Genomic DNA, 18,695 nt, shown 5'->3' on the forward strand with positions numbered 1-18,695 from the left:
CGGGTTGTGCAATGCGGGAATTACCCGGCGTCTGACACAGCAACTATTTGTCAGCGTTCGCTTACTTCGCCGTCGACGTAGCGCCAGAAACCGTGTTCGTCGCGCTCGAAGCGGCTCGTTTCGTGAAGCCGGTAGGCGCGTCCGCCCACCTTGTAGCGGGCCACGAATTCGACCTCCGCGTGCCGTTCGTCGAGCGGCGCGTGGCGTTTCACCGCGAGGCCGAGCCAGCGCGGCGCGTCGGGGGCTTCGGGGTCGGTGTCGAGATCGGGCGGGCAGGTGCGCGCCGCCCACGTCGCGCGCAGGTAGTCGGTCGCGCCGAGTACGTACGCGCTGTACCGCGAGCGCATCAACTCGAGCGCGGTCGGTGCGGTCTCGCCGCCGTCGATGAAGCGGCCGCAGCAGGCCGCATAACGCGGGGCCGGCGCTTTGCCGGCGGGAGCGGGGGATGCGCCGCCGCACGGGCACGCGTCAGGTCGGGTCAAAATCATGCGAAACGTGAATTAACGACGCTCGGTTGTTACCGTGGATTACCAGCTCAGCTCGATGCCGTCGTACTGGAAGAAGCGGCCGTTTGCCTGCGATACGTCCGCGCCGGCTTCGGCGATCACGCGGCGCATGCCGGTCACGCTGGTTTCCGGATCGATCGCGGCCTGCGCGCCGCCCATGTCGGTGCGCACCCAGCCGGGGTGAAGCGAGATGCACGCGGCGTGGCGCGTCTGCAGCGACGCGATGCGCAGCGCGTCGTTCAGTGCGGCCTTGCTCGCGCGGTACAGCCAGCCGGTCGTGCCGGTCGCCTCGGCGATGCTGCCCATCCGGCTCGACACGACGGCCAGCACGCCGCGCGCGTCCTCGACGAGCGGCAGCAGGATCGGCAGCAACTGCATCGGCCCGCGCACGTTCGTGTGCATCACCGCGTCGAAATCCTCGGCGGTGATCGTCTCGACGCCTTCGGTGCGTGGCCCGTAGACGCCCGACACGAGCACGGCCGCATCGAGCCGCTCGCCGTCGAGCTTCCAGCCGAGCGCCGCGATCTGCTCGGGCTGCGCGATGTCGAGCGCATGGGCGGTTGCGCCGAGCGAGCGCAGCGCCGTGAGCGACGCTTCGTCGCGCGCGGTGGCGATCACGTTCCAGCCGTCGCGACGGTATTGCCGGACGAATTCGCGGCCGAGGCCGCGCGATGCGCCGACGATCAGTACGGTTTTCATGTGCGCCGCTCCTTTGCTTTGCGTCGCCGCGGGGGCGGCGTCAGATCCGTTCGATGCCGATTGTGGCTGCTTCGCCGCTGCCGCCTGGGCGGCCAGGCATTACTTCGCGTCGTCGCACGGCTTCAGCGTGTCGGCGACGGCCTGCGCGACGCCTTCGAGCCGCGCGGCGTCCGCCGCGATCATGTCGTTGTCGGGCGCGTGCTCGCCGCCCGCGGTGAGCGCGGCCACGCAGCGCTTGTAGGTTTCGTCGAGCGTTTCGAAGTTCGACACGGCCATCCCGAGGTTGCGCATCCGGCCGTCGTGCACGCCGTACACGAGCCCGTGCACGGTGAGCGACTGGCCGCGCGCCCACGCGTCGTTGACGATCGTCGTGCGGCACACGTTGACGACCTGCTCGATCGCGTTCAGCTCGATCAGGCGGCGATAGCGCGCTTCGCCCACCGGCCATTCGTCGAGCAGCGCCGCGTGGCGCTCGCGCACGTCCTGCACGTGATGCAGCCAGTTGTCGGCGAGACCGACGCGGCGGTTGAGCAGCGCCGCGTTCACGCCCGAGCAGCCGTAGTGGCCGACGACCATGATGTGCTTCACGCGCAGGATGTCGACCGCGAACTGGATCACCGACAGGCAGTTCAGGTCGCTGTGTACGACGACGTTCGCGATGTTGCGGTGGACGAACACTTCGCCCGGCGGCAGGCCGATGATCTGGTTCGCGGGCACGCGCGAATCCGAGCAGCCGATCCACAGATATTCCGGCGCCTGCTGGTCGGCGAGGCGCGCGAAGAATTGCGGATCGTCTTCGAGCTTGCGTTTGACCCACGCGTCGTTGTTGTCGAACAGGTGCGAAAGCGGATTGTCTTGGGTGTTCATCGGTGTGGATTCCGTTGGCGGAAATCAGGTCGATATCGGGTTGGGTATAACCGGCGTCAGGCGGCGCGCTGTGCGTCGCCTGCGCCGTCGTTCTGGTCCGTCGCGCCGAAGCGCGCGGGGTAGCGCACGCTGAAGCGCAGCGATGCGTCATACGGGTAAAAATCGGGCAACTCGCCCTGCAGCAGCTTGTCCTTGCTCGCCTGCCACAGCGCGGGATCGAAGAAATCCGCGTGATGCCTCATGAAGACGTCACGCACGCGCGGGTCGCCGAGCAGGAACGGTCCGTAGGTCTCCGGAAAGATGTCGTGCGGGCCGACGGTATACCACGGTTCGCCGAACAGCTCGTCTTCCTCGTTGCGCGGCGGCGGCACGCGGCGCACGTTGCAGTCGGTCAGGTACTCGATTTCGTCGTAGTCGTAGAACACGACGCGGCCGTGGCGCGTGACGCCGAAGTTCTTGTACAGCATGTCGCCGGGGAAGATGTTCGCCTTCATCAGCTCCTTCACCGCGTTGCCGTACTCCTTCACGCCGTGCTCGACGTCCGCGTCGCTGCCGTTCTGCAGGTACAGGTTGAGCGGCGTCATCCGGCGCTCGATGTACAGGTGCTTGATCACGAGGTTGTCGCCCTCGTATTCGAGCAGCGACGGCACTTCCTTCTCCAGCTCGCGCACGAGCGCGTGGTCGAGCCGCGCGAGCGGCAGCGCGACGCTCGAATACTCGAGCGTGTCGGCCATCCGACCGAGGCGGTCGTGGCGCTTCACGAGCTGGTACTTCTCCATGATCTGCGCGCGCGTCGTTTCCTTCGGCGGCGGGAAGTGATCCTTGATGATCTTGAACACGTACGGGAACGACGGCAGCGTGAACACGAGCATCACGAGGCCCTTGATCCCGGGCGCGATGATGAAGCGGTCGCTCGAATGCGACAGGTGATGCAGCAGGTCGCGGTAGAACAGGTTCTTGCCCTGCTTCTGCAGGCCGACCGACGTATAGATCTCGGCCTTCGGCTTGCCCGGCATGATCGTGCACAGGAACTCGACGTACGCCGACGGCACGTTCATGTCGACGAGGAAGTACGAGTGCGAGAAGCTGAAGATGATCTGCAGCAGGTCGCGCCGCAGCAGCACCGTGTCGAGCGCGAGCAGGCCCGGGCGCACGTGGCGGATCGGCACCGCGAACGGCAGCAGGCGGTCGGCATTGATGATGCGGCCGATGATGTACGCGCTCTTGTTGCGGAAGAACAGCGACGACAGCACGTGGATCTGGAAATTCGGCGCGGCGTCGAAGTGGCCGAATTCGTCGTGGATCGCCTGCATCACGCAGCCGATGTCGCGCTCGAGATCCTCGAACGGCGGGTCGAGCTGGAAGTTCGTGACGATGCGCTCGAGCGTCGCCGCGAGCCCGTCGGTGCCCGGGTAATACGCGCGATAGGTCGGCTTGCCGGCCGGCTCGTCGTTTTCGAGGTACTCGGTCGAGATCGCCGGGCGCACGAAGATGAAATCGTTGCTGAAGTACGAGCGGTGCAGGATCTTGCAGCACACCGAATTGAAGAAGGTTTCCGCGCACTCGGGCTGGCGGTGCGACGTGAGCAGGCCGATGTAGTGCAGCTTGATCTGCTGCCAGACTTCGTCGTCGATGTTCTCCGCGTCGTATTCGTCTTCCAGCACCTCGACGCATTCCTGCACGCGATCGTCGTACGACGTGATCCGCTCGCGCCCGAGCCGCTGCAGCCCGTGCCAGTCGGTGCGCTCGTACAGTGCCTTCGCCTCGACGGCCGCTTCGCGGAAGATCCGGTAGTGGCGATCGAAGTATTCGAGCATCGTCTGCGCGACGTCGAAACCGATCTGCGACGACAGCAGTTTGGGGAAGTGATTCATCGCGTGCAGGCTCGTTCGGGAAGGGCTGTAAGCACTCGCCATTTTAGCGCCCAAGTCGGCGTTTCAATGACTTTCGGGGCGACGCGCCCAGGGCCGTCAATCGGTGGGTTATCCACCGTTGGGTGCCGTTCGGCGCATCTTCGCGTAAAGATACGGGTACGGAACCGATTCTGACACGAACTTTTTTTGGCGGGCAGGCGGCCGCCGGGCGCGCGTTTCGCACGACGGCGATAGAATCGACGCATCGCCCGCCGCGGCCTGCCGCCGGCGCGCATTCGCACAGATAACGACGAGACGCCCCACCGATGAACGCACTGGAACACCAACTCGACTACCCCTTCGCCGACACGCTGCCTGCCGCGGGCGACACGTTCGAGGTCGCGCCCGGCGTGCGCTGGCTGCGCATGCCGCTGCCGTTCTCGCTCGACCACATCAACCTCTGGCTGCTGCGCGACGAGATCGACGGGCAGGCCGGCTGGACGGTCGTCGATTGCGGGATCTCGTCGGAGGCGATTCGTACGCACTGGGAACGGATCTTCGACACGCATCTCGACGGCCTGCCGGTGCTGCGCGTGCTGGTCACGCACTGCCATCCCGATCACTTCGGCCTCGCGAACTGGCTGTGCGAAGGCGGCGACAAGGGCCGCTGGAACGTGCGGCTGTGGATGACGCTCGGCGAATACATGTTCGGCTGCCTGATGGCGGCCGGCAATGGCTCGAACGCGGGCGGCGCGGCGGCCGCCGATCATTTCGCGCGCCACGGCCTGACCGATCCCGCCGCGCTCGACAAGCTGCGCAACCGCCGCAACTACTACTCGGATCTCGTGCCGGCCGTGCCGCCGCGCTACCGCCGCCTGCGCGAAGGCGATACGGTGACGATCGGCGCGCGCACGTGGCGCGTCGTCACCGGCTACGGGCATTCGCCTGAACATTGCGCGCTGCACAGCGAAGCGGACGGCGTGCTGATCTCCGGCGACATGGTGCTGCCACGCATCTCGACGAACGTGTCCGTGTTCGACCTCGAGCCGGAAGGGAACCCGCTCGCGCTGTATCTGCAGTCGCTCGGCCGCTACGAGACGATGGCGCCCGACACGCTCGTGCTGCCGTCGCACGGCAAGCCGTTCCGCGGCGTGCGCACGCGCATCGCGCAACTGCGCGCGCACCACGACGCGCGGCTCGACGAAGTGCGCGTCGCGTGCGCCGAAAAACCGGCGAGCGCGGCCGACATCGTGCCGATCATGTTCCGCCGCCGCGAGCTCGACATCCACCAGATGACGTTCGCGCTCGGCGAGGCGATCGCGCACCTGAACCTGCTGTGGCTCGCGGGCGAGCTCGCGCGCGAGCAGGGCGACGACGGCGTGCTGCGGTTCCGCACCGCCGGCTGATACCGCCGTTTTCTCCTCACACGACGGGTTCGTAACGCCACCCGTCGTGATGCCATTGCATCGTGTGCGTCGGTTCGAGCGCCGCGAGAAACGCGGTGTCGTGCGACGCGACCACGATCGCGCCAGGGAACCCCGCCAGCGCCGCTTCGATCGCGCGCACCGATTCGAGATCGAGGTGATTGGTCGGCTCGTCGAGCAGCAGCAACTGCGCGGGCGTGCCGCGCCACAACGCGCAGGCGAGCGCGGCCTTCAGCCGTTCGCCGCCGCTCAGCTGCCGCGCAGGCTGCGTTGCGCGCGTCGCGTCGAGTTGCAGCAGCGCGAGACGGCTGCGCAGGTCGCCTTCGGCGAGCGGCGTATCGAGCAGCCCCAGTTGCTCGACGATCGAACGCCCGGGATGGAGCAGCGCGAGCCGTTGATCGAGATACGCGGCGCTCACGTGCGTCGTGCATTGCCCCGAGCGCGGCGCGAGTTCGCCCGCGAGCATCCGCAGCAACGTCGATTTGCCGCAGCCGTTCGGGCCCGTCAGCGCGATGCGCACGGCGCCGCTGGCCGACCACGTGATCGCATCGGCCGCGCCGGCGACGCGCCACGGCAGTTGCGCGCCTTCGAGCGTGAACAACTGGCGGCGCGCGCTGACCTCGGTGCCCGGCAGCGACACCAGCACGGGCGAATCGGTTTCGACGCGCGCGGCCGCCTGCTGCACGCGCTCGTCGAGTGTCGCCTTGAATTCGTCCTGATGGCGCCGGACCTGCCCCATGATGTTGCGCGCCGAGCCCTTGCGGCTCTGTTTCGCCATCGACGACAGGTTGGCCGTCTTCGCTTCGCGCAGCGAGCCGGCCGCGTGGCGCTGGATCGTGTCGTGCTCCTGTTCGAGCCTGCGCCTTACGCGCCCGCGTTCGCTGCGCGCATGGTCGAGCGCCGCTTGCGCGGCGTCCTGTTCCGCATCGCGCTGCGCGCGGTACAGCGCGTAGTTGCCGCCATACGAGCGCACGCCTTGCGGCGTCAGTTCGACGATGCGCTGCACGCCGGCGAGCAGCGCGCGGTCGTGGCTCACGATGACGAGGCCGCCGCGCCAGCCGTCGAGCGCCGCGCGCAACCATGCGCGGCCCGGCGCGTCGAGGTGGTTGGTCGGCTCGTCGAGCACGAGCAGCCCGGCGCCGGACAGCAGCGCGCCGATCAGCGCGACGCGCGCGAGCTGGCCGCCGCTCAGTGCGTGTGCGGGCGTGTCGGGCTGCACGTCGTGCAGGCCGGCCGCGTCGAGCGCGGTGCGCAGCCGTTCGGCGAGATCCCAGCGATCGCCGATCAGGTCGAAGTCGTGCGGCTCCGCGCGGCCGTCCGCGAGACGCGCCAGCGCGCCGAGCGGTGCGTCGAGCGCGGCGATTGCCGCGACGCTGCGCGAGCCTGTCGATGCGTCGTGGTGCTGCTGCGCGACGTAGACGACCGCCGTATGCCGGTCGATCGTGCCGGCGCCGGGCGTGCGTCGGCCGGCGATCAACTGCGCGAGCAGGCTCTTGCCGACGCCGTTGCGGCCGACGATACCGGTCGGTGTGCGGTCGATGGACAGGTCGAGCGAATCGAACAGCGTGAAGCCGTCGTCGAAGCGATAGGAAACGTGATGAAGCGCGACGAGCGCGCCGGTGGGCGTGGCAGCAGCCATAAGCACCTCCGAAAATGCGTGAAGACCTTCGCGCGGCGTGCGTGGCACGGCGGCGAAAACATTTTGGGAAGGCTTAGTTGTTCACTTTGGCTGGCGTCCGGTATGAGGAATAGGAGCGGAGTGTAGCAAGCGCGGCGCGCGGGCCGCAAGCGAGCGGCGCGAACGCCGTCGCTTGCGCGCCACGCGCGGTTACTGCACGGCGACCGTCGTGAAGTTCTGCCGTCCGAACGGGCTCACGTGATAGCCGCTCACGTTCGTGCGCGTGAGCGCGGCCGCGGTCGGGTAGCCGAGCGGGATCCACAGCGCCTGGTCGTGGATGATCTTCTGCGCGGATTCGTACAGCTTCGCGCGCTTTGCCTGGTCGGCGGTCGACTTGCCGTCGGCGATCAGCTTGTCGAGCTGCGCGTCGCAGAAGCGCGCGAAGTTGATGCCCGACTTCACCGCGTTGCAGCTGAACAGCGGCGACAGGTAGTTGTCCGGATCGCCGTTGTCGCCGGCCCAGCCCATGAACAGCATGTCATGCTGGCCGAGCTTCGCCTGCTTGATCAGCTCGCCCCATTCGATCACCTTCACTTCGGCCTTCACGCCGATCTTCGCGAGGTCGGCCTGCAGCAGTTCGGCACCGACCTTCGGGTTCGGGTTCAGCACGCTGCCGGTCGGGCGCGTCCAGATCGTCGTCGAGAAGCCGTTCGGGAAGCCGGCCTGCGCGAGCAGCTGCTTCGCCTTCGCGGGATCGTACGTGTATGGCGCGACGTCCTTCGCGTAGCTCCACGTGTTCGGCGGATACGGGTTGTTCGCGGCCGTCGCGGTGTTGTCGAACACGACCTTCAGGTAGGTCGCGCGGTCGAACGCGAGGTTCAGCGCTTCGCGCACCTTGTCGTTGTCGAGCGGTTTTTTCTGCGTGTTCAGCGCGACGAACGCGGTCATGAACGCGGGCGTCTGCACGACCTTCAGCGCGCTTTCGCCCTTCGCGGCGAGCACGTCCTGCGGCTTCGGCGACAGCGCGATCTGGCATTCGCCGGCCTTCACCTTCTGCAGGCGCACCGACGCGTCGGGCGTGATCGCGTAGATCAGCCGGTCGACCTTCGGCTTCGTGCCCCAGTACGTCGGGTTCACGTCGTAGCGGATCAGCGCGTCTTTCGTGTAGCTCTTCAGCACGAACGGGCCCGTGCCGATCGGCTTCGCGTTCAGGTCGGCCTGCTTGCCGGCCTTCAGCAACTGGTCCGCGTATTCGGCCGAGTAGATCGATGCGAAACCCATCGTCAGGATCGGCACGAACGTCGCGTTCGGCTCGTTCAGCACGAACTTCACCGTGCTGTCGTCGACCTTCGTGACCGACTTCACGAGCTTCACGAGGCCCATCGACTGCGCGTGCGGGAAGCCGCTCGCACCGGCCACCTTGTGCCACGGGTTCGAATCGTCGAGCATCCGCGTGAACGTGAACACGACGTCGTCCGCGTCGAGCGTGCGGCCCGGCTTGAAATAGTCGGTGGTCTGGAACGCGACGTTCGGGCGCAGGTGGAACGTGTAGGTGAGGCCGTCGGCGCTCGCTTCCCATTTGTCGGCGAGCGCGGGCACGACCTTCTTCGCGGCTTCGTCGTACGACACGAGCGTGTTGAAGATCACGTCGGCCGATGCGTTGGTCGTGACGAGCGAGTTGTACTGCACGACGTCGAAGCCGTCCGGGCTCGATTCCGTGCAGACGGTGAGCGGCTTTGCGGCGGCGAGGCCGGGGGCGGCGAGTGCGGCGGCGATCGCGGCCGCGGCGAACAGCTTGACCTGCATAGGATCTCCCACGTGGCGTGTGCTTTTTGCTTGATGACGGAATGCGGGCGCGGCCCGGAAGCGGGCGGGGCCGGCGTGGCTGGCGAATAGCATACCGTCAAAGCGCGCGACGCGTGAAAAAAGGCGCCGGAACGCGGCGAATTGACCGAAAAACGGCTGCGTTCGCGACGGAACGGGTGTTGGGGCGGCGAATGGCGTTGCGGGGACGGGGGAGAGCGGGAGAGCGGGAGAGCGGGAGAGCGGGAGAGCGGGAGAGCGGGAGAGCGGGAGAGCGGGGGAGCGGGAGAGCGGGGGAGCGGGAGAGCGGGAGAGCGGGAGAGCGGGAGAGCGGGAGAGCGGGAGAGCGGGAAAGCGGGAAAGCGGGAAAGCGGGAAAGCGGGGCGGCGGTGACAGTGGGATTGGAAGATCTGGGCAGTGCGATGGGGAGGTTGGCGCGGCAGCGGGAGCGGCGCGGACGCGCAGGAAGGTGCCGTCAAGCCGAAGCTTCGATGCGGAGATGCGGAGATGCGGAGATGCGGAGATGCGGAGATGCGGAGATGCGGAGATGCGGAGATGCGGAGATGCGGAGATGCGGCCCGGCGCACGTCGCCCGCGCCGCGCCGCGCGTGTCAGTGCGCGCCGGCCTTCGGCTTGCGCGGCGCCTTCTCGAACAGGCGGTCGTAGAGCCAGCGCGGCAGCACGTGCAGCACCTTCGCGACGACGCCCATTTGCCACGGAATCACGCGGAACGCGTGCTGCCGTGCGATCGCGCGCGCCGCGCGCGCGGCGAAGCGGTCGGCGTCCATCAGGAACGGCATCCGGTACGGGTTGTGCGCGGTCATCGGCGTGCGGATGTAGCCGGGCGCGATCGTCACGACGCCGACGCCGGCCGGGCGCAGCTCGACGCGCAGCGCTTCGAGATACTTGATCGCGGCCGATTTCGACGCGCTGTACGCGCCGGAGCCGGGCAGGCCGCGCACGCCGGCGACGCTCGCGACGCCGACCAGCGTGCCGTGGCGCGCGGCCGTCATCGGGCCGACGAACGGCTCGAACGTCGCGACCATCCCGTAGTAATTGATGTCCATCACGTCGCGGAACGTCGCGAGATCGCCCTGGCCCGTGACGGCGCCCTGGCTGATGCCCGCGTTCGCGATCACGACGTCGGGGCAGCCGTGCGTCGCGATGAACGACGCGGCGGCCGTCGCGAGCGCGTCGGCATCGCGCACGTCGGCGGAATAGACGGAGATGGACAGCTTGGGGAAACGCCGCGCGAACGCATCGAGCGCATCGGTGCGCCGCGCGACGAGGGCGAGCGTGGCGCCCTGGCGGGCGTATTCCTCGGCCATCGCGAGGCCGAGGCCGCTCGACGCGCCGGTGATGAAGACCTTCAGCGGAGTAGTCATGCCGGCGCGCGGGCGGGGATCAGAGCTTCTTGTCCTGAACCTGCTTCACGAGGAAGTCGAGCACCTGGGCGGTACCCGGGATGCTGTTCGTGTAAGCGGGGCCCGTCTTGTACTTGCCATTGACGACGATCGTCGGCACGCCGTCGATCGCGTAGTCCTTCAGCAGCTTGGCCGACTGGTTCACCTCGCCCTGCACGCTGAACGAGTTGTATGCGTCCATGAACTGCTTCTTGTCGACGCCCTGCGTGGCCAGGAAGTCGGCCTGCGCCTGCGGCGTCAGCAGGTAGTTCTTCTGCTTGTGGATCGCGTTGAAGATCGCCGGCGTGACCTTCTCGGAGATGCCGAGCGCGGACACCGCGTAGTACAGCTTCGAGTGCGGGACGAAATCGTCGCGGAAGGCGACCGGCACGCGCTTGAAGTCGATGTTGTTGCCCTGCTTCTTCACCCAGGCCTCGACCGTCGGCTCGAATTCGTAGCAGTGCGGGCAGCCGTACCAGAAGAACTCGATCACCTCGACCTTGCCGGCCGGCGCGGACACCGGCTGCGGCGACTTCATCACCTCGAAGTCCTTGCCGGCGACCGGTGCGGCGGGCGATGCCTGGGCGAGGCCGGCAGCCAGGCCCAGGGACAGAAGGAGCGTGCTAAGCAGTTTTTTCATGTTGTGAACGTCGAATCAGTTGCTCGGGTTACGGAACGTAACGGGTTCTGCGTGGGCTCGGCCGGCGCTTACTGCTTCGTGAAACGGATCACCGCCGTGTCGACACCTGCATCGGACAGGCGCTGACGGGCCGAGTTCATATCCTCGAACTTCGAGAACGGGCCGACGCGCACGCGGAAATAGGTCACGCCGCTGACGTCGCGCTTCGACACCTTCGACTCGAAGCCCTGGAAGCCGAGGCGCGCGCGCTGCTGCTCGGCGTCGCCTTCGGTCTTGTATGCGCCGACCTGCAGGAAGTAGCCGGTATTCGCGTCGTTCGCGGTCGGCGGCTTCGCTGCTGCTGCGGCCGTGGCGGACGACGTCGGCTTCGGCGTGTTCGCGGCCTGCTGCTGTTGCTGCTTTTGCGCGGCGGCCTGCTGCGCCTGCTTCTGCGCGGCGAAGCGCGCGAGGTCATCCTCGCCGCCTTGCTGCGGTTGCTGCGCCTGCTGCGTCTTCTTCGGCGGCGGGTTGTCGGCCGGCTTCGGCGCGACGGCGACGCCGTTGCCCGACGACGTATTGTTCAACGCGGTCGTGCCGTTCGAGCTGCCGGTGTTGTTCGAGCCGCTCGAGCCGTTGGCCGACGGCGGCACTTCGACGATCTGCGGCTCGGGCAGCAGGCCGCCCTGGGTCTGATTCGCGGCCTGGCCGGGCGCGGTGTTGGGCGGCGCGGGCTGCGCGGCCTGCGGCACCGGCTGGCCGGGCGTCTTGCCCTGCAGCGCGCGGTTCGGATCGAACTGCTGCGGCTGGCTCGCGCCGTTGTCGGCCGGCGGCGGCGCGACCTTCGACACGAACGGCGACGGCGAACGCGTGATGTAGAGCGCCACCACCACCGCGATCGCGAGGCCGACGATCAGCCCCAGCACGATTCCAAGAAATGTCCCTCCGGCTTGTTTCGATTGTTTCGAAGTTCGGCGTGGTTGTGCCATTGCTTGAGTCACCTGCAAAAAGAATCGTGAAAAGGCCGAGGCGGGCGCTGCCTCGGCCATTCGCTGCCCGGTTCGGGCCGCTTACATCTTGGCGGGCGCGGACACGCCGAGCACCGCCAGACCGTTCTCGAGCACCTGCCGGGTCGCGGCGAGGAGCGCGGCGCGCGCATTGCGCGGCGCTTCGTCGTCGACCAGCACGCGCTCCGCATTGTAGAACGAGTGGAATTCGCCAGCGAGATCGCGCAGGTAGAACGCGACCGCGTGCGGCGCCAGCTCGTTCGCCGCGTGCGTGAGCATGTCCGGATACTCGGCGAGCTTCTGCATCAGCGACGTCGCCTGCGCGCTCGTCAACTGCGACAGGTCGGCGCCCGGCAGCTGCGCCGCGTCGACGTTGTAGCGCGATTTCAGTTCATTGAGCACCGAGCAGATCCGTGCATGCGCGTATTGCACGTAATAGACCGGGTTTTCGTCGTTCTGTTTCAGCGCGAGGTCGATGTCGAACACGAACTCGGTATCGGCCTTGCGCGAGATCAGGAAGAACCGCACCGCGTCGCGGCCGCGCGTGATGGTTGCCTCGTCGATCAGGTCGGGCGCCGCTTCCTGGCCCGCCGCCGCGCCGCCCGACCATTCGATCAGGTCGCGCACCGTCACGTAGCTGCCCGCGCGCTTCGAGATCTTCACTTCCTGGCCGTCGCGCATCACGGTGACCATCTTGTGCAGCACGTAGTCGGGATAGCCCTTCGGGATCCCGACGTGCAGCCCCTGCAGGCCCGCGCGCACGCGCGCGATCGTGCCGTGGTGGTCCGAGCCCTGGATGTTGATGACCTTCGTGAAGCCGCGCTCCCACTTCGTCACGTGGTACGCGACGTCCGGCACGAAGTACGTGTACGTGCCGTCCGACTTGCGCATCACGCGATCCTTGTCGTCGCCTTCGTCGGTCGTGCGCAGCCACAGCGCGCCGTCCTGCTCGTAGGTCATGCCGGCCTTGATCAGCGCGTCGACCGTCTTCTCGACGCGGCCTTCGCTGTACAGCGACGACTCGAGGTAGTACTGGTCGAACTTCACGCCGAACGCCTGCAGGTCCATGTCCTGCTCGCGACGCAGGTACGTGACCGCGAACTTGCGGATCGCGTCGAGATCCTCGACGTCGCCCGTGCCCTTGACCGGCTCGCCGTCCGATGCAGCGACCGTTTCGCCGTTCAGGTAGTCGCGCGCGATGTCGGCGATGTATTCGCCGTTGTACGCGGCTTCCGGCCAGCCCGCGTCGCCCGGCTTCAGGCCGCGCGCGCGCGCCTGCGTCGAGATCGCGAGGTTGCCGATCTGCACGCCCGCGTCGTTGTAGTAGAACTCGCGGTGCACCGCGTAGCCCTGGCTCGCGATCACGTTCGCGAGCACGTCGCCGAGCGCGGCCTGGCGGCCGTGGCCGACGTGCAGCGGGCCGGTCGGGTTCGCCGATACGAACTCGAGCAACACTTGCTTGCCTTTTTCGCGATCCGACGTGCCGAACGCGCGGCCCTGGTCGAACACCGCGGCGATCACCGCCTGCTTCGCGGCGGCCGACAGGCGCAGGTTGATGAAGCCGGGGCCGGCGATTTCGGCGGCTTCGACGAGCCCTTGCGCGGACGGCTGCGCGTTGAGCGCGGCGACGATCTGCTCGGCGAGCTGGCGCGGGTTCGTGCCGAGCGGCTTGGCGAGCTGCATCGCGACGTTGCACGCGACGTCGCCGTGCGCGGCGACCTTCGGGCGCTCCAGCGTGATGGTCGGGGCGACGAACGCCGCGTCGGCGCCTTTCAGCGCGTGTGCGACCTGCTTGACGCTATCCGCGAGCAGGGCTTCGAGGGTCTGTTTGTGTGCTGGCAGCATGCTGGTAGAAGGCTTCGTTGGTGGCGGCCGGAAATGCCGGCCCGCCGGCGCGCTTTTTAAGCGCGCGTTTCAGGGATCGCAGAATTTTAACAGGTGCTAATATGCCGCTCAGGCGTGCCGCGTCCGCAAGGCTGGACGCCGGTCTCGCGGCGTTCCCCAACCACGCCGCGCAGGCACAACAAGATGAAAAGGGATTTGTCATGATTACGTTCAAGAGCAAGGCGGCACAGGATCTCGACGTGCTGAAGGATTTCGCCGTGTATGTGCTGGGCCTCGTCGGCAAGCAGCTGGGCGAGCGCGGTGTGATTACGCACGACGAGCTGGACCACGCGATCTCGAAGCTGGAAGGCGCGGTTGCGCAGGCGAAGCAGGAGCGCGCCGAGCACGCCGGCCACTTTCATGAAGACGACGCCGACCACGCGCACCACGAAGTGCCGCCGAGCCTGGCACAGCGCGTCGCGCCGTTCCTCACGATGCTGCGCGAGGCGAAAGCCGGCGAAGCCGACGTGCACTGGGGCTTCTGAGCTTCCTTGCCCGGCAGCATGAAAGGTTAGAAAGGCAGAAAAAAGCCCGCTCTCGCAGCGGGCTTTTTCTTTTTGTCTGACCAAACGGGCGGTCGGCTGCCCATGCGGATCAGAGCTGCGGCGCGAGCGCGCGCCGCGCGTCGTCGAGCGACAGCGCCATGCGCTGCGCGTAGTCCTCGAGCTGATCCTGCCCGATTTTGCCGACGGAGAAATACCGGCTGTCCGGATGCGCGAGGTAGAAGCCCGACACGCTCGCGGCCGGCAGCATCGCCAGCGAGTCGGTCACGCTCATGCCGATCTCGTTCGCATGCAGCACGTCGAACATGTCGCGCTTCACGAGGTGGTCGGGGCAGGCCGGGTAGCCGGGCGCCGGGCGGATGCCCGCGTACTTTTCCGCGATCAGCGCATCGTTGTCGAGCGTTTCGCCGCTCGCGTAACCCCACAGCTCGCGTCGCACGCGCGCGTGCATCGCCTCGGCGAACGCTTCGGCGAAGCGGTCGGCGAGCGCCTTCAGCATGATCGCGCTGTAGTCGTCGTGGTCGGCTTCGAACTGCTTTTCCTTCACGTCGACACCGAGGCCGGCCGTCACCGCGAACATCCCGATGTAGTCGGCGACGCCCGAATCCTTCGGCGCGATGAAGTCGGCGAGCGAGCGGTTCGGCCGCATCACGCCGTCGACCACCGGGCGCACGCTCTGCTGGCGCAGGTTGCGCCACGTGAGCAGCACTTCCGAACGCGATTCGTCGCTGTAGATCTCGATGTCGTCGTCGTTGACGGTGTTCGCCGGCAGCAGCGCGATCACGCCGTTCGCGCTCAGCCAGCGGCCCTGGATCAGGCGCGCGAGCATCGACTTCGCGTCGGAGAACACGCGCCGCGCCGATTCGCCGACGATCTCGTCGTTCAGGATCGCCGGGTACGGGCCCGCGAGATCCCAGGTCTGGAAGAACGGCCCCCAGTCGATGTAGTTCGCGAGCTCGTTCAGGTCGTAGTTCTTGAATACGCGGCGGCCGATGAACTTCGGCTTCACCGGCGTGTAGCCGGCCCAGTCGACCGTCGTGCGGTTTGCGCGCGCTTCGGCGAGCGTGACCATCGGCTGCGCCTTGCGGTTCGCGTGCTGGTCGCGGATGCGCTCGTAATCGGACTTCAGCTCGTCGAGGTACTTCGTCGCGCCTTCGTCCGACAGCAGGCTCGACGCGACCGATACCGAGCGCGATGCATCGGGCACGTAGACGACCGGGCCTTCGTAGTGCGGCGCGATCTTCACGGCCGTGTGCACGCGCGAGGTGGTCGCGCCGCCGATCAGCAGCGGGATCTTCTTCACGCGGAAGTAGTCGTCGCGCTGCATTTCGGAGGCGACGTACGCCATTTCCTCGAGGCTCGGCGTGATGAGGCCCGACAGCCCGATGATGTCCGCGCCTTCGACCTTCGCCTTCGCGAGGATCTCGTTGCACGGGACCATCACGCCCATGTTGACCACTTCGAAGTTGTTGCACTGGAGCACGACCGACACGATGTTCTTGCCGATGTCGTGCACGTCGCCCTTCACGGTCGCGATGACGATCTTGCCCTTCGCGCGCACGTCGCCGCCCGCTTCCGCGAGCAGGCGCTTTTCTTCCTCGATGAACGGGATCAGGTGCGCGACGGCCTGCTTCATCACGCGCGCCGATTTCACGACCTGAGGCAGGAACATCTTGCCCTGGCCGAACAGGTCGCCGACGATGTTCATCCCGTCCATCAGCGGGCCTTCGATCACGTTGATCGGGCGCCCGCCCGCCGCGTGGATCTTCGCGCGGACTTCCTCGGTATCCTCGACGATGAAGTTCGTGATGCCGTGCACGAGCGCATGCGAGAGCCGCTTCTCGACCGGCTGGTTGCGCCACTCGAGGTTCTCTTCCTTCTTCGCGCCGCCGGCCTTGAACTTGTCGGCGATCTCGAGCAGGCGATCGGTGGAATCGGCGCGGCGGTTCAGGATCACGTCCTCGACCCGCTCGCGCAGCTCGGCGTCGAGATCGGCGTACACGCCGAGCTGGCCCGCGTTCACGATGCCCATGTCCATCCCCGCCTGGATCGCGTGGTACAGGAACACGGTGTGGATCGCCTCGCGCACGGCGTCGTTGCCGCGGAACGAGAAGGACACGTTCGACACGCCGCCGCTCACCTTCGCGTACGGCAGGTTCTGCTTGATCCAGCGGGTCGCCTCGATGAAGTCGACCGCGTAGTTGTTGTGCTCCTCGATGCCGGTCGCGACCGCGAAGATGTTCGGGTCGAAGATGATGTCTTCCGGCGGGAAGCCGACTTCGTTCACGAGGAAGTCGTACGAGCGCTTGCAGATCTCGGTCTTGCGCGCGTAGGTATCGGCCTGGCCCGTCTCGTCGAACGCCATCACGACGGCTGCCGCGCCGTAGCGGCGGATCAGGTTCGCGTGGTGGCGGAACGCTTCCTCGCCTTCCTTCAGCGAGATCGAGTTCACGATCGCCTTGCCCTGCACGCACTTGAGGCCGGCCTCGATCACTTCCCACTTCGACGAGTCGATCATGATCGGCACGCGCGCGATGTCCGGCTCCGACGCGATCAGGTTCAGGAAGCGCACCATCGCCGCCTTCGAATCGAGCATCGCCTCGTCCATGTTGATGTCGATCACCTGCGCGCCGTTCTCGACCTGCTGGCGCGCAACGGCGAGCGCCTCGTCGAACTGGCCGTTGAGGATCATCCGTGCGAACGCTTTCGAGCCGGTGACGTTGGTCCGTTCGCCGACGTTGATGAACAGCGTTCCGGGCGTGACGTTGAACGGCTCGAGGCCGGCAAGGCGCATCATGTGATCGGTCATGGCGGTGCGAATTCTGGTGATGAAGGGCGTGGGGCGGTCGGTCAGGCGTTGTCGCTGTACTGGTTCGGCCAGCGGCGCGGCTTCACGTCGGCGAGCGCCTTCGCGATCTCGGCGATGTGCTCGGGCGTCGTGCCGCAGCAGCCACCCGCGAGGTTCACGAGCCCGGCCTGCGCGAATTCCTTCAGGAGGCCCGACGTGACGTCCGGCGTCTCGTCGAAGCCCGTCTCGGCCATCGGGTTCGGCAGGCCCGCGTTCGGGTAGCACGACACGTAGGTGTCGCACAGCTTCGCGAGCTCGGCGATGTACGGGCGCATCAGCGCCGCGCCGAGCGCGCAGTTCAGGCCGAACGTGAGCGGCTTCGCGTGGCGCAGCGAATTCCAGAACGCCTCGACCGTCTGGCCCGACAGGATGCGGCCGGAGGCGTCGGTGACGGTGCCGGAGATCATGATCGGCAGGCGCTCGCCGGTGTCCTCGAACAGCGCGTCGAGCGCGAACAGCGCGGCCTTCGCGTTCAGGGTGTCGAAGATCGTTTCGACGAGGAACAGGTCGACGCCACCGTCGAGCAGCGCCTTCGCCTGCGCGTAGTACGCGTCGCGCAGCTCGTCGAACGTGACGTTGCGCGCGCCCGGATCGTTGACGTCCGGCGAGATGCTGGCCGTCTTCGGCGTCGGCCCGATCGCGCCCGCGACGAAGCGCGGTTTGTCGGGCGTTGCGTATTTCGCGGCCGATTCGCGCGCGAGCTTCGCCGATTCGACGTTCATCTCGACGACGAGATCTTCCATCTCGTAGTCGGCCTGCGCGACTGTCGTCGCACCGAACGTGTTGGTCTCGACGATGTCGGCGCCGGCGGCGAAGTACTGGTCGTGGATCTCGCGGATGATCTGCGGCTGCGTGATCGACAGCAGCTCGTTGTTGCCCTTGATGTCGCGCGGGAAATCCTTGAAGCGCTCGCCGCGATACGCGGCTTCGTCGAGCTTGTAGCGCTGGATCATCGTGCCCATCGCGCCGTCGAGGATCAGGATGCGCGATTTCAGCAGCGCGGGCAGGGCGGCGCCGCGCGTGTAGGGCGCGTCGAGCGGGGCGGCGGAAGCGGCGAGAGGTGTCGCAGACATGGGCGAAAGACCGGCGAAGACGGGAAAACCGTCATTGTAGCCGGTGCGCCTTGCCGCCGCCCGGCCTCGCGCCGTGCTGCGGGGGCCGCCAAACGAAAGCCCCCGCCCGGCGAACCGGACGGGGGCGTAATCGGAGTGCTCGCGGCGCCGCGTCGTTGCGCGGCGAATGGCCCGGCCGCGCGAGGCGCCGGGCCGCGGGTCGTCAGTGCAGCACGACGGGCATCATCATCAGGCTGTCGAATTGCCCGAGGAATTCGTCGACTTCGTCGAGCGACGGTTCATCCTCGATCAATTGCTTCACGTGGGCGCGGAATCGTTCGGCGAGTTCGCCGTCGATGAAGATTTCGCGCTGCGCGTTCTTGTCGACGATTTCGTATCCGCCGGCATTCATCAGATGATGGCCGGCCTGCGGCGCGAATTCGACGACGCAGTAGTTGGGGCTGTTGTAGATCATTTGCATGGCGGCACTCCTCTTCGCAGTGGCATCTGGCCTTGTTATCCCCTAGGTGGGGCAAGCCTTGCCGGTTTCAAGGGGCTTGCGCTGCACACCCCGTTCCCGTTGCGTGGGGTGTATCGGTTAGAAGCCGATGT

15 protein-coding genes are annotated in these 18,695 nt (G+C 67.0%); 2 read left to right on the forward strand and 13 right to left on the reverse strand.

Going from position 1 to position 18,695, the window contains the following annotated elements:
- Positions 1 to 50 precede the first annotated feature (50 nt).
- The 4 genes from BBJ41_RS14005 to aceK all read right to left on the reverse strand — a co-directional run bounded on the left by BBJ41_RS14005 (position 51) and on the right by aceK (position 3,946).
- Positions 51 to 488, reverse strand: coding sequence for a YchJ family protein (locus BBJ41_RS14005; protein ID WP_069746892.1), 438 nt, complete (start codon positions 486 to 488; stop codon positions 51 to 53).
- A 39-nt stretch (positions 489 to 527) separates the two neighbouring features.
- Positions 528 to 1,205, reverse strand: a complete 678-nt coding sequence (locus BBJ41_RS14010; RefSeq protein ID WP_069746893.1) for an SDR family oxidoreductase — start codon at positions 1,203 to 1,205, stop codon at positions 528 to 530.
- A gap of 99 nt (positions 1,206 to 1,304) precedes the next feature.
- Positions 1,305 to 2,072 carry a carbonate dehydratase gene (can, locus tag BBJ41_RS14015; protein WP_069746894.1) on the reverse strand — a complete coding sequence of 256 codons (768 nt, stop codon included), beginning with the start codon at positions 2,070 to 2,072 and terminating at the stop codon, positions 1,305 to 1,307.
- A 56-nt stretch (positions 2,073 to 2,128) separates the two neighbouring features.
- Entirely contained in the window at positions 2,129 to 3,946 is a 1,818-nt protein-coding gene (gene aceK / locus BBJ41_RS14020) for a bifunctional isocitrate dehydrogenase kinase/phosphatase (protein ID WP_069746895.1), read from the reverse strand.
- A 305-nt stretch (positions 3,947 to 4,251) separates the two neighbouring features.
- Here aceK and BBJ41_RS14025 point away from each other — a divergent pair, with 305 nt between their 5' ends.
- Positions 4,252 to 5,331, forward strand: a complete 1,080-nt coding sequence (locus BBJ41_RS14025) for an MBL fold metallo-hydrolase (RefSeq protein WP_069746896.1) — start codon at positions 4,252 to 4,254, stop codon at positions 5,329 to 5,331.
- 16 nt (positions 5,332 to 5,347) lie between these two features.
- Here BBJ41_RS14025 and BBJ41_RS14030 read toward each other — a convergent pair whose 3' ends face one another.
- From BBJ41_RS14030 to argS, 6 genes are all read right to left on the reverse strand, one after another.
- The gene (locus tag BBJ41_RS14030) at positions 5,348 to 6,988 is read right to left on the reverse strand and encodes an ABC-F family ATP-binding cassette domain-containing protein (RefSeq protein WP_069746897.1); all 1,641 of its coding nucleotides are present in this window, start codon (positions 6,986 to 6,988) and stop codon (positions 5,348 to 5,350) included.
- 189 nt (positions 6,989 to 7,177) lie between these two features.
- A complete protein-coding gene (locus BBJ41_RS14035) occupies positions 7,178 to 8,773 on the reverse strand; it encodes an ABC transporter substrate-binding protein (protein ID WP_069746898.1) in 1,596 nt (531 codons plus the stop codon).
- A 608-nt stretch (positions 8,774 to 9,381) separates the two neighbouring features.
- Positions 9,382 to 10,155: an SDR family oxidoreductase gene (locus BBJ41_RS14040; RefSeq protein WP_021162605.1), complete on the reverse strand. Its 774-nt coding sequence runs from the start codon at positions 10,153 to 10,155 to the stop codon at positions 9,382 to 9,384.
- 19 nt (positions 10,156 to 10,174) lie between these two features.
- Entirely contained in the window at positions 10,175 to 10,813 is a 639-nt protein-coding gene (locus BBJ41_RS14045) for a thiol:disulfide interchange protein DsbA/DsbL (RefSeq protein ID WP_069746899.1), read from the reverse strand.
- Between the two features lie 68 nt (positions 10,814 to 10,881).
- Positions 10,882 to 11,778 (reverse strand): SPOR domain-containing protein, encoded by an 897-nt coding sequence (locus BBJ41_RS14050; protein WP_069746900.1) that lies wholly within the window; start codon positions 11,776 to 11,778, stop codon positions 10,882 to 10,884.
- 81 nt (positions 11,779 to 11,859) lie between these two features.
- Positions 11,860 to 13,641 (reverse strand): arginine--tRNA ligase, encoded by a 1,782-nt coding sequence (argS, locus tag BBJ41_RS14055; protein ID WP_069746901.1) that lies wholly within the window; start codon positions 13,639 to 13,641, stop codon positions 11,860 to 11,862.
- A gap of 200 nt (positions 13,642 to 13,841) precedes the next feature.
- On the opposite strand from argS, the gene BBJ41_RS14060 reads away from it, so the two are divergent.
- Positions 13,842 to 14,165: a DUF1840 domain-containing protein gene (locus BBJ41_RS14060; RefSeq protein ID WP_069746902.1), complete on the forward strand. Its 324-nt coding sequence runs from the start codon at positions 13,842 to 13,844 to the stop codon at positions 14,163 to 14,165.
- A 109-nt stretch (positions 14,166 to 14,274) separates the two neighbouring features.
- Here the strand turns inward: BBJ41_RS14060 and metH are convergent, their stop codons facing one another.
- The 3 genes from metH to BBJ41_RS14075 all read right to left on the reverse strand — a co-directional run bounded on the left by metH (position 14,275) and on the right by BBJ41_RS14075 (position 18,564).
- The gene (gene metH, locus BBJ41_RS14065; RefSeq protein WP_069746903.1) at positions 14,275 to 16,992 is read right to left on the reverse strand and encodes a methionine synthase; all 2,718 of its coding nucleotides are present in this window, start codon (positions 16,990 to 16,992) and stop codon (positions 14,275 to 14,277) included.
- Positions 16,993 to 17,033: 41 nt separating this feature from the next.
- Positions 17,034 to 18,104, reverse strand: a complete 1,071-nt coding sequence (locus BBJ41_RS14070) for a homocysteine S-methyltransferase family protein (protein WP_069746904.1) — start codon at positions 18,102 to 18,104, stop codon at positions 17,034 to 17,036.
- Positions 18,105 to 18,306: 202 nt separating this feature from the next.
- Positions 18,307 to 18,564, reverse strand: coding sequence for a BTH_I0359 family protein (locus tag BBJ41_RS14075; RefSeq protein ID WP_006477667.1), 258 nt, complete (start codon positions 18,562 to 18,564; stop codon positions 18,307 to 18,309).
- Between the last annotated feature and the right edge of the window lie 131 nt (positions 18,565 to 18,695).

The organism is Burkholderia stabilis, assembly GCF_001742165.1.
In the GTDB taxonomy this organism is placed as follows: domain Bacteria; phylum Pseudomonadota; class Gammaproteobacteria; order Burkholderiales; family Burkholderiaceae; genus Burkholderia; species Burkholderia stabilis.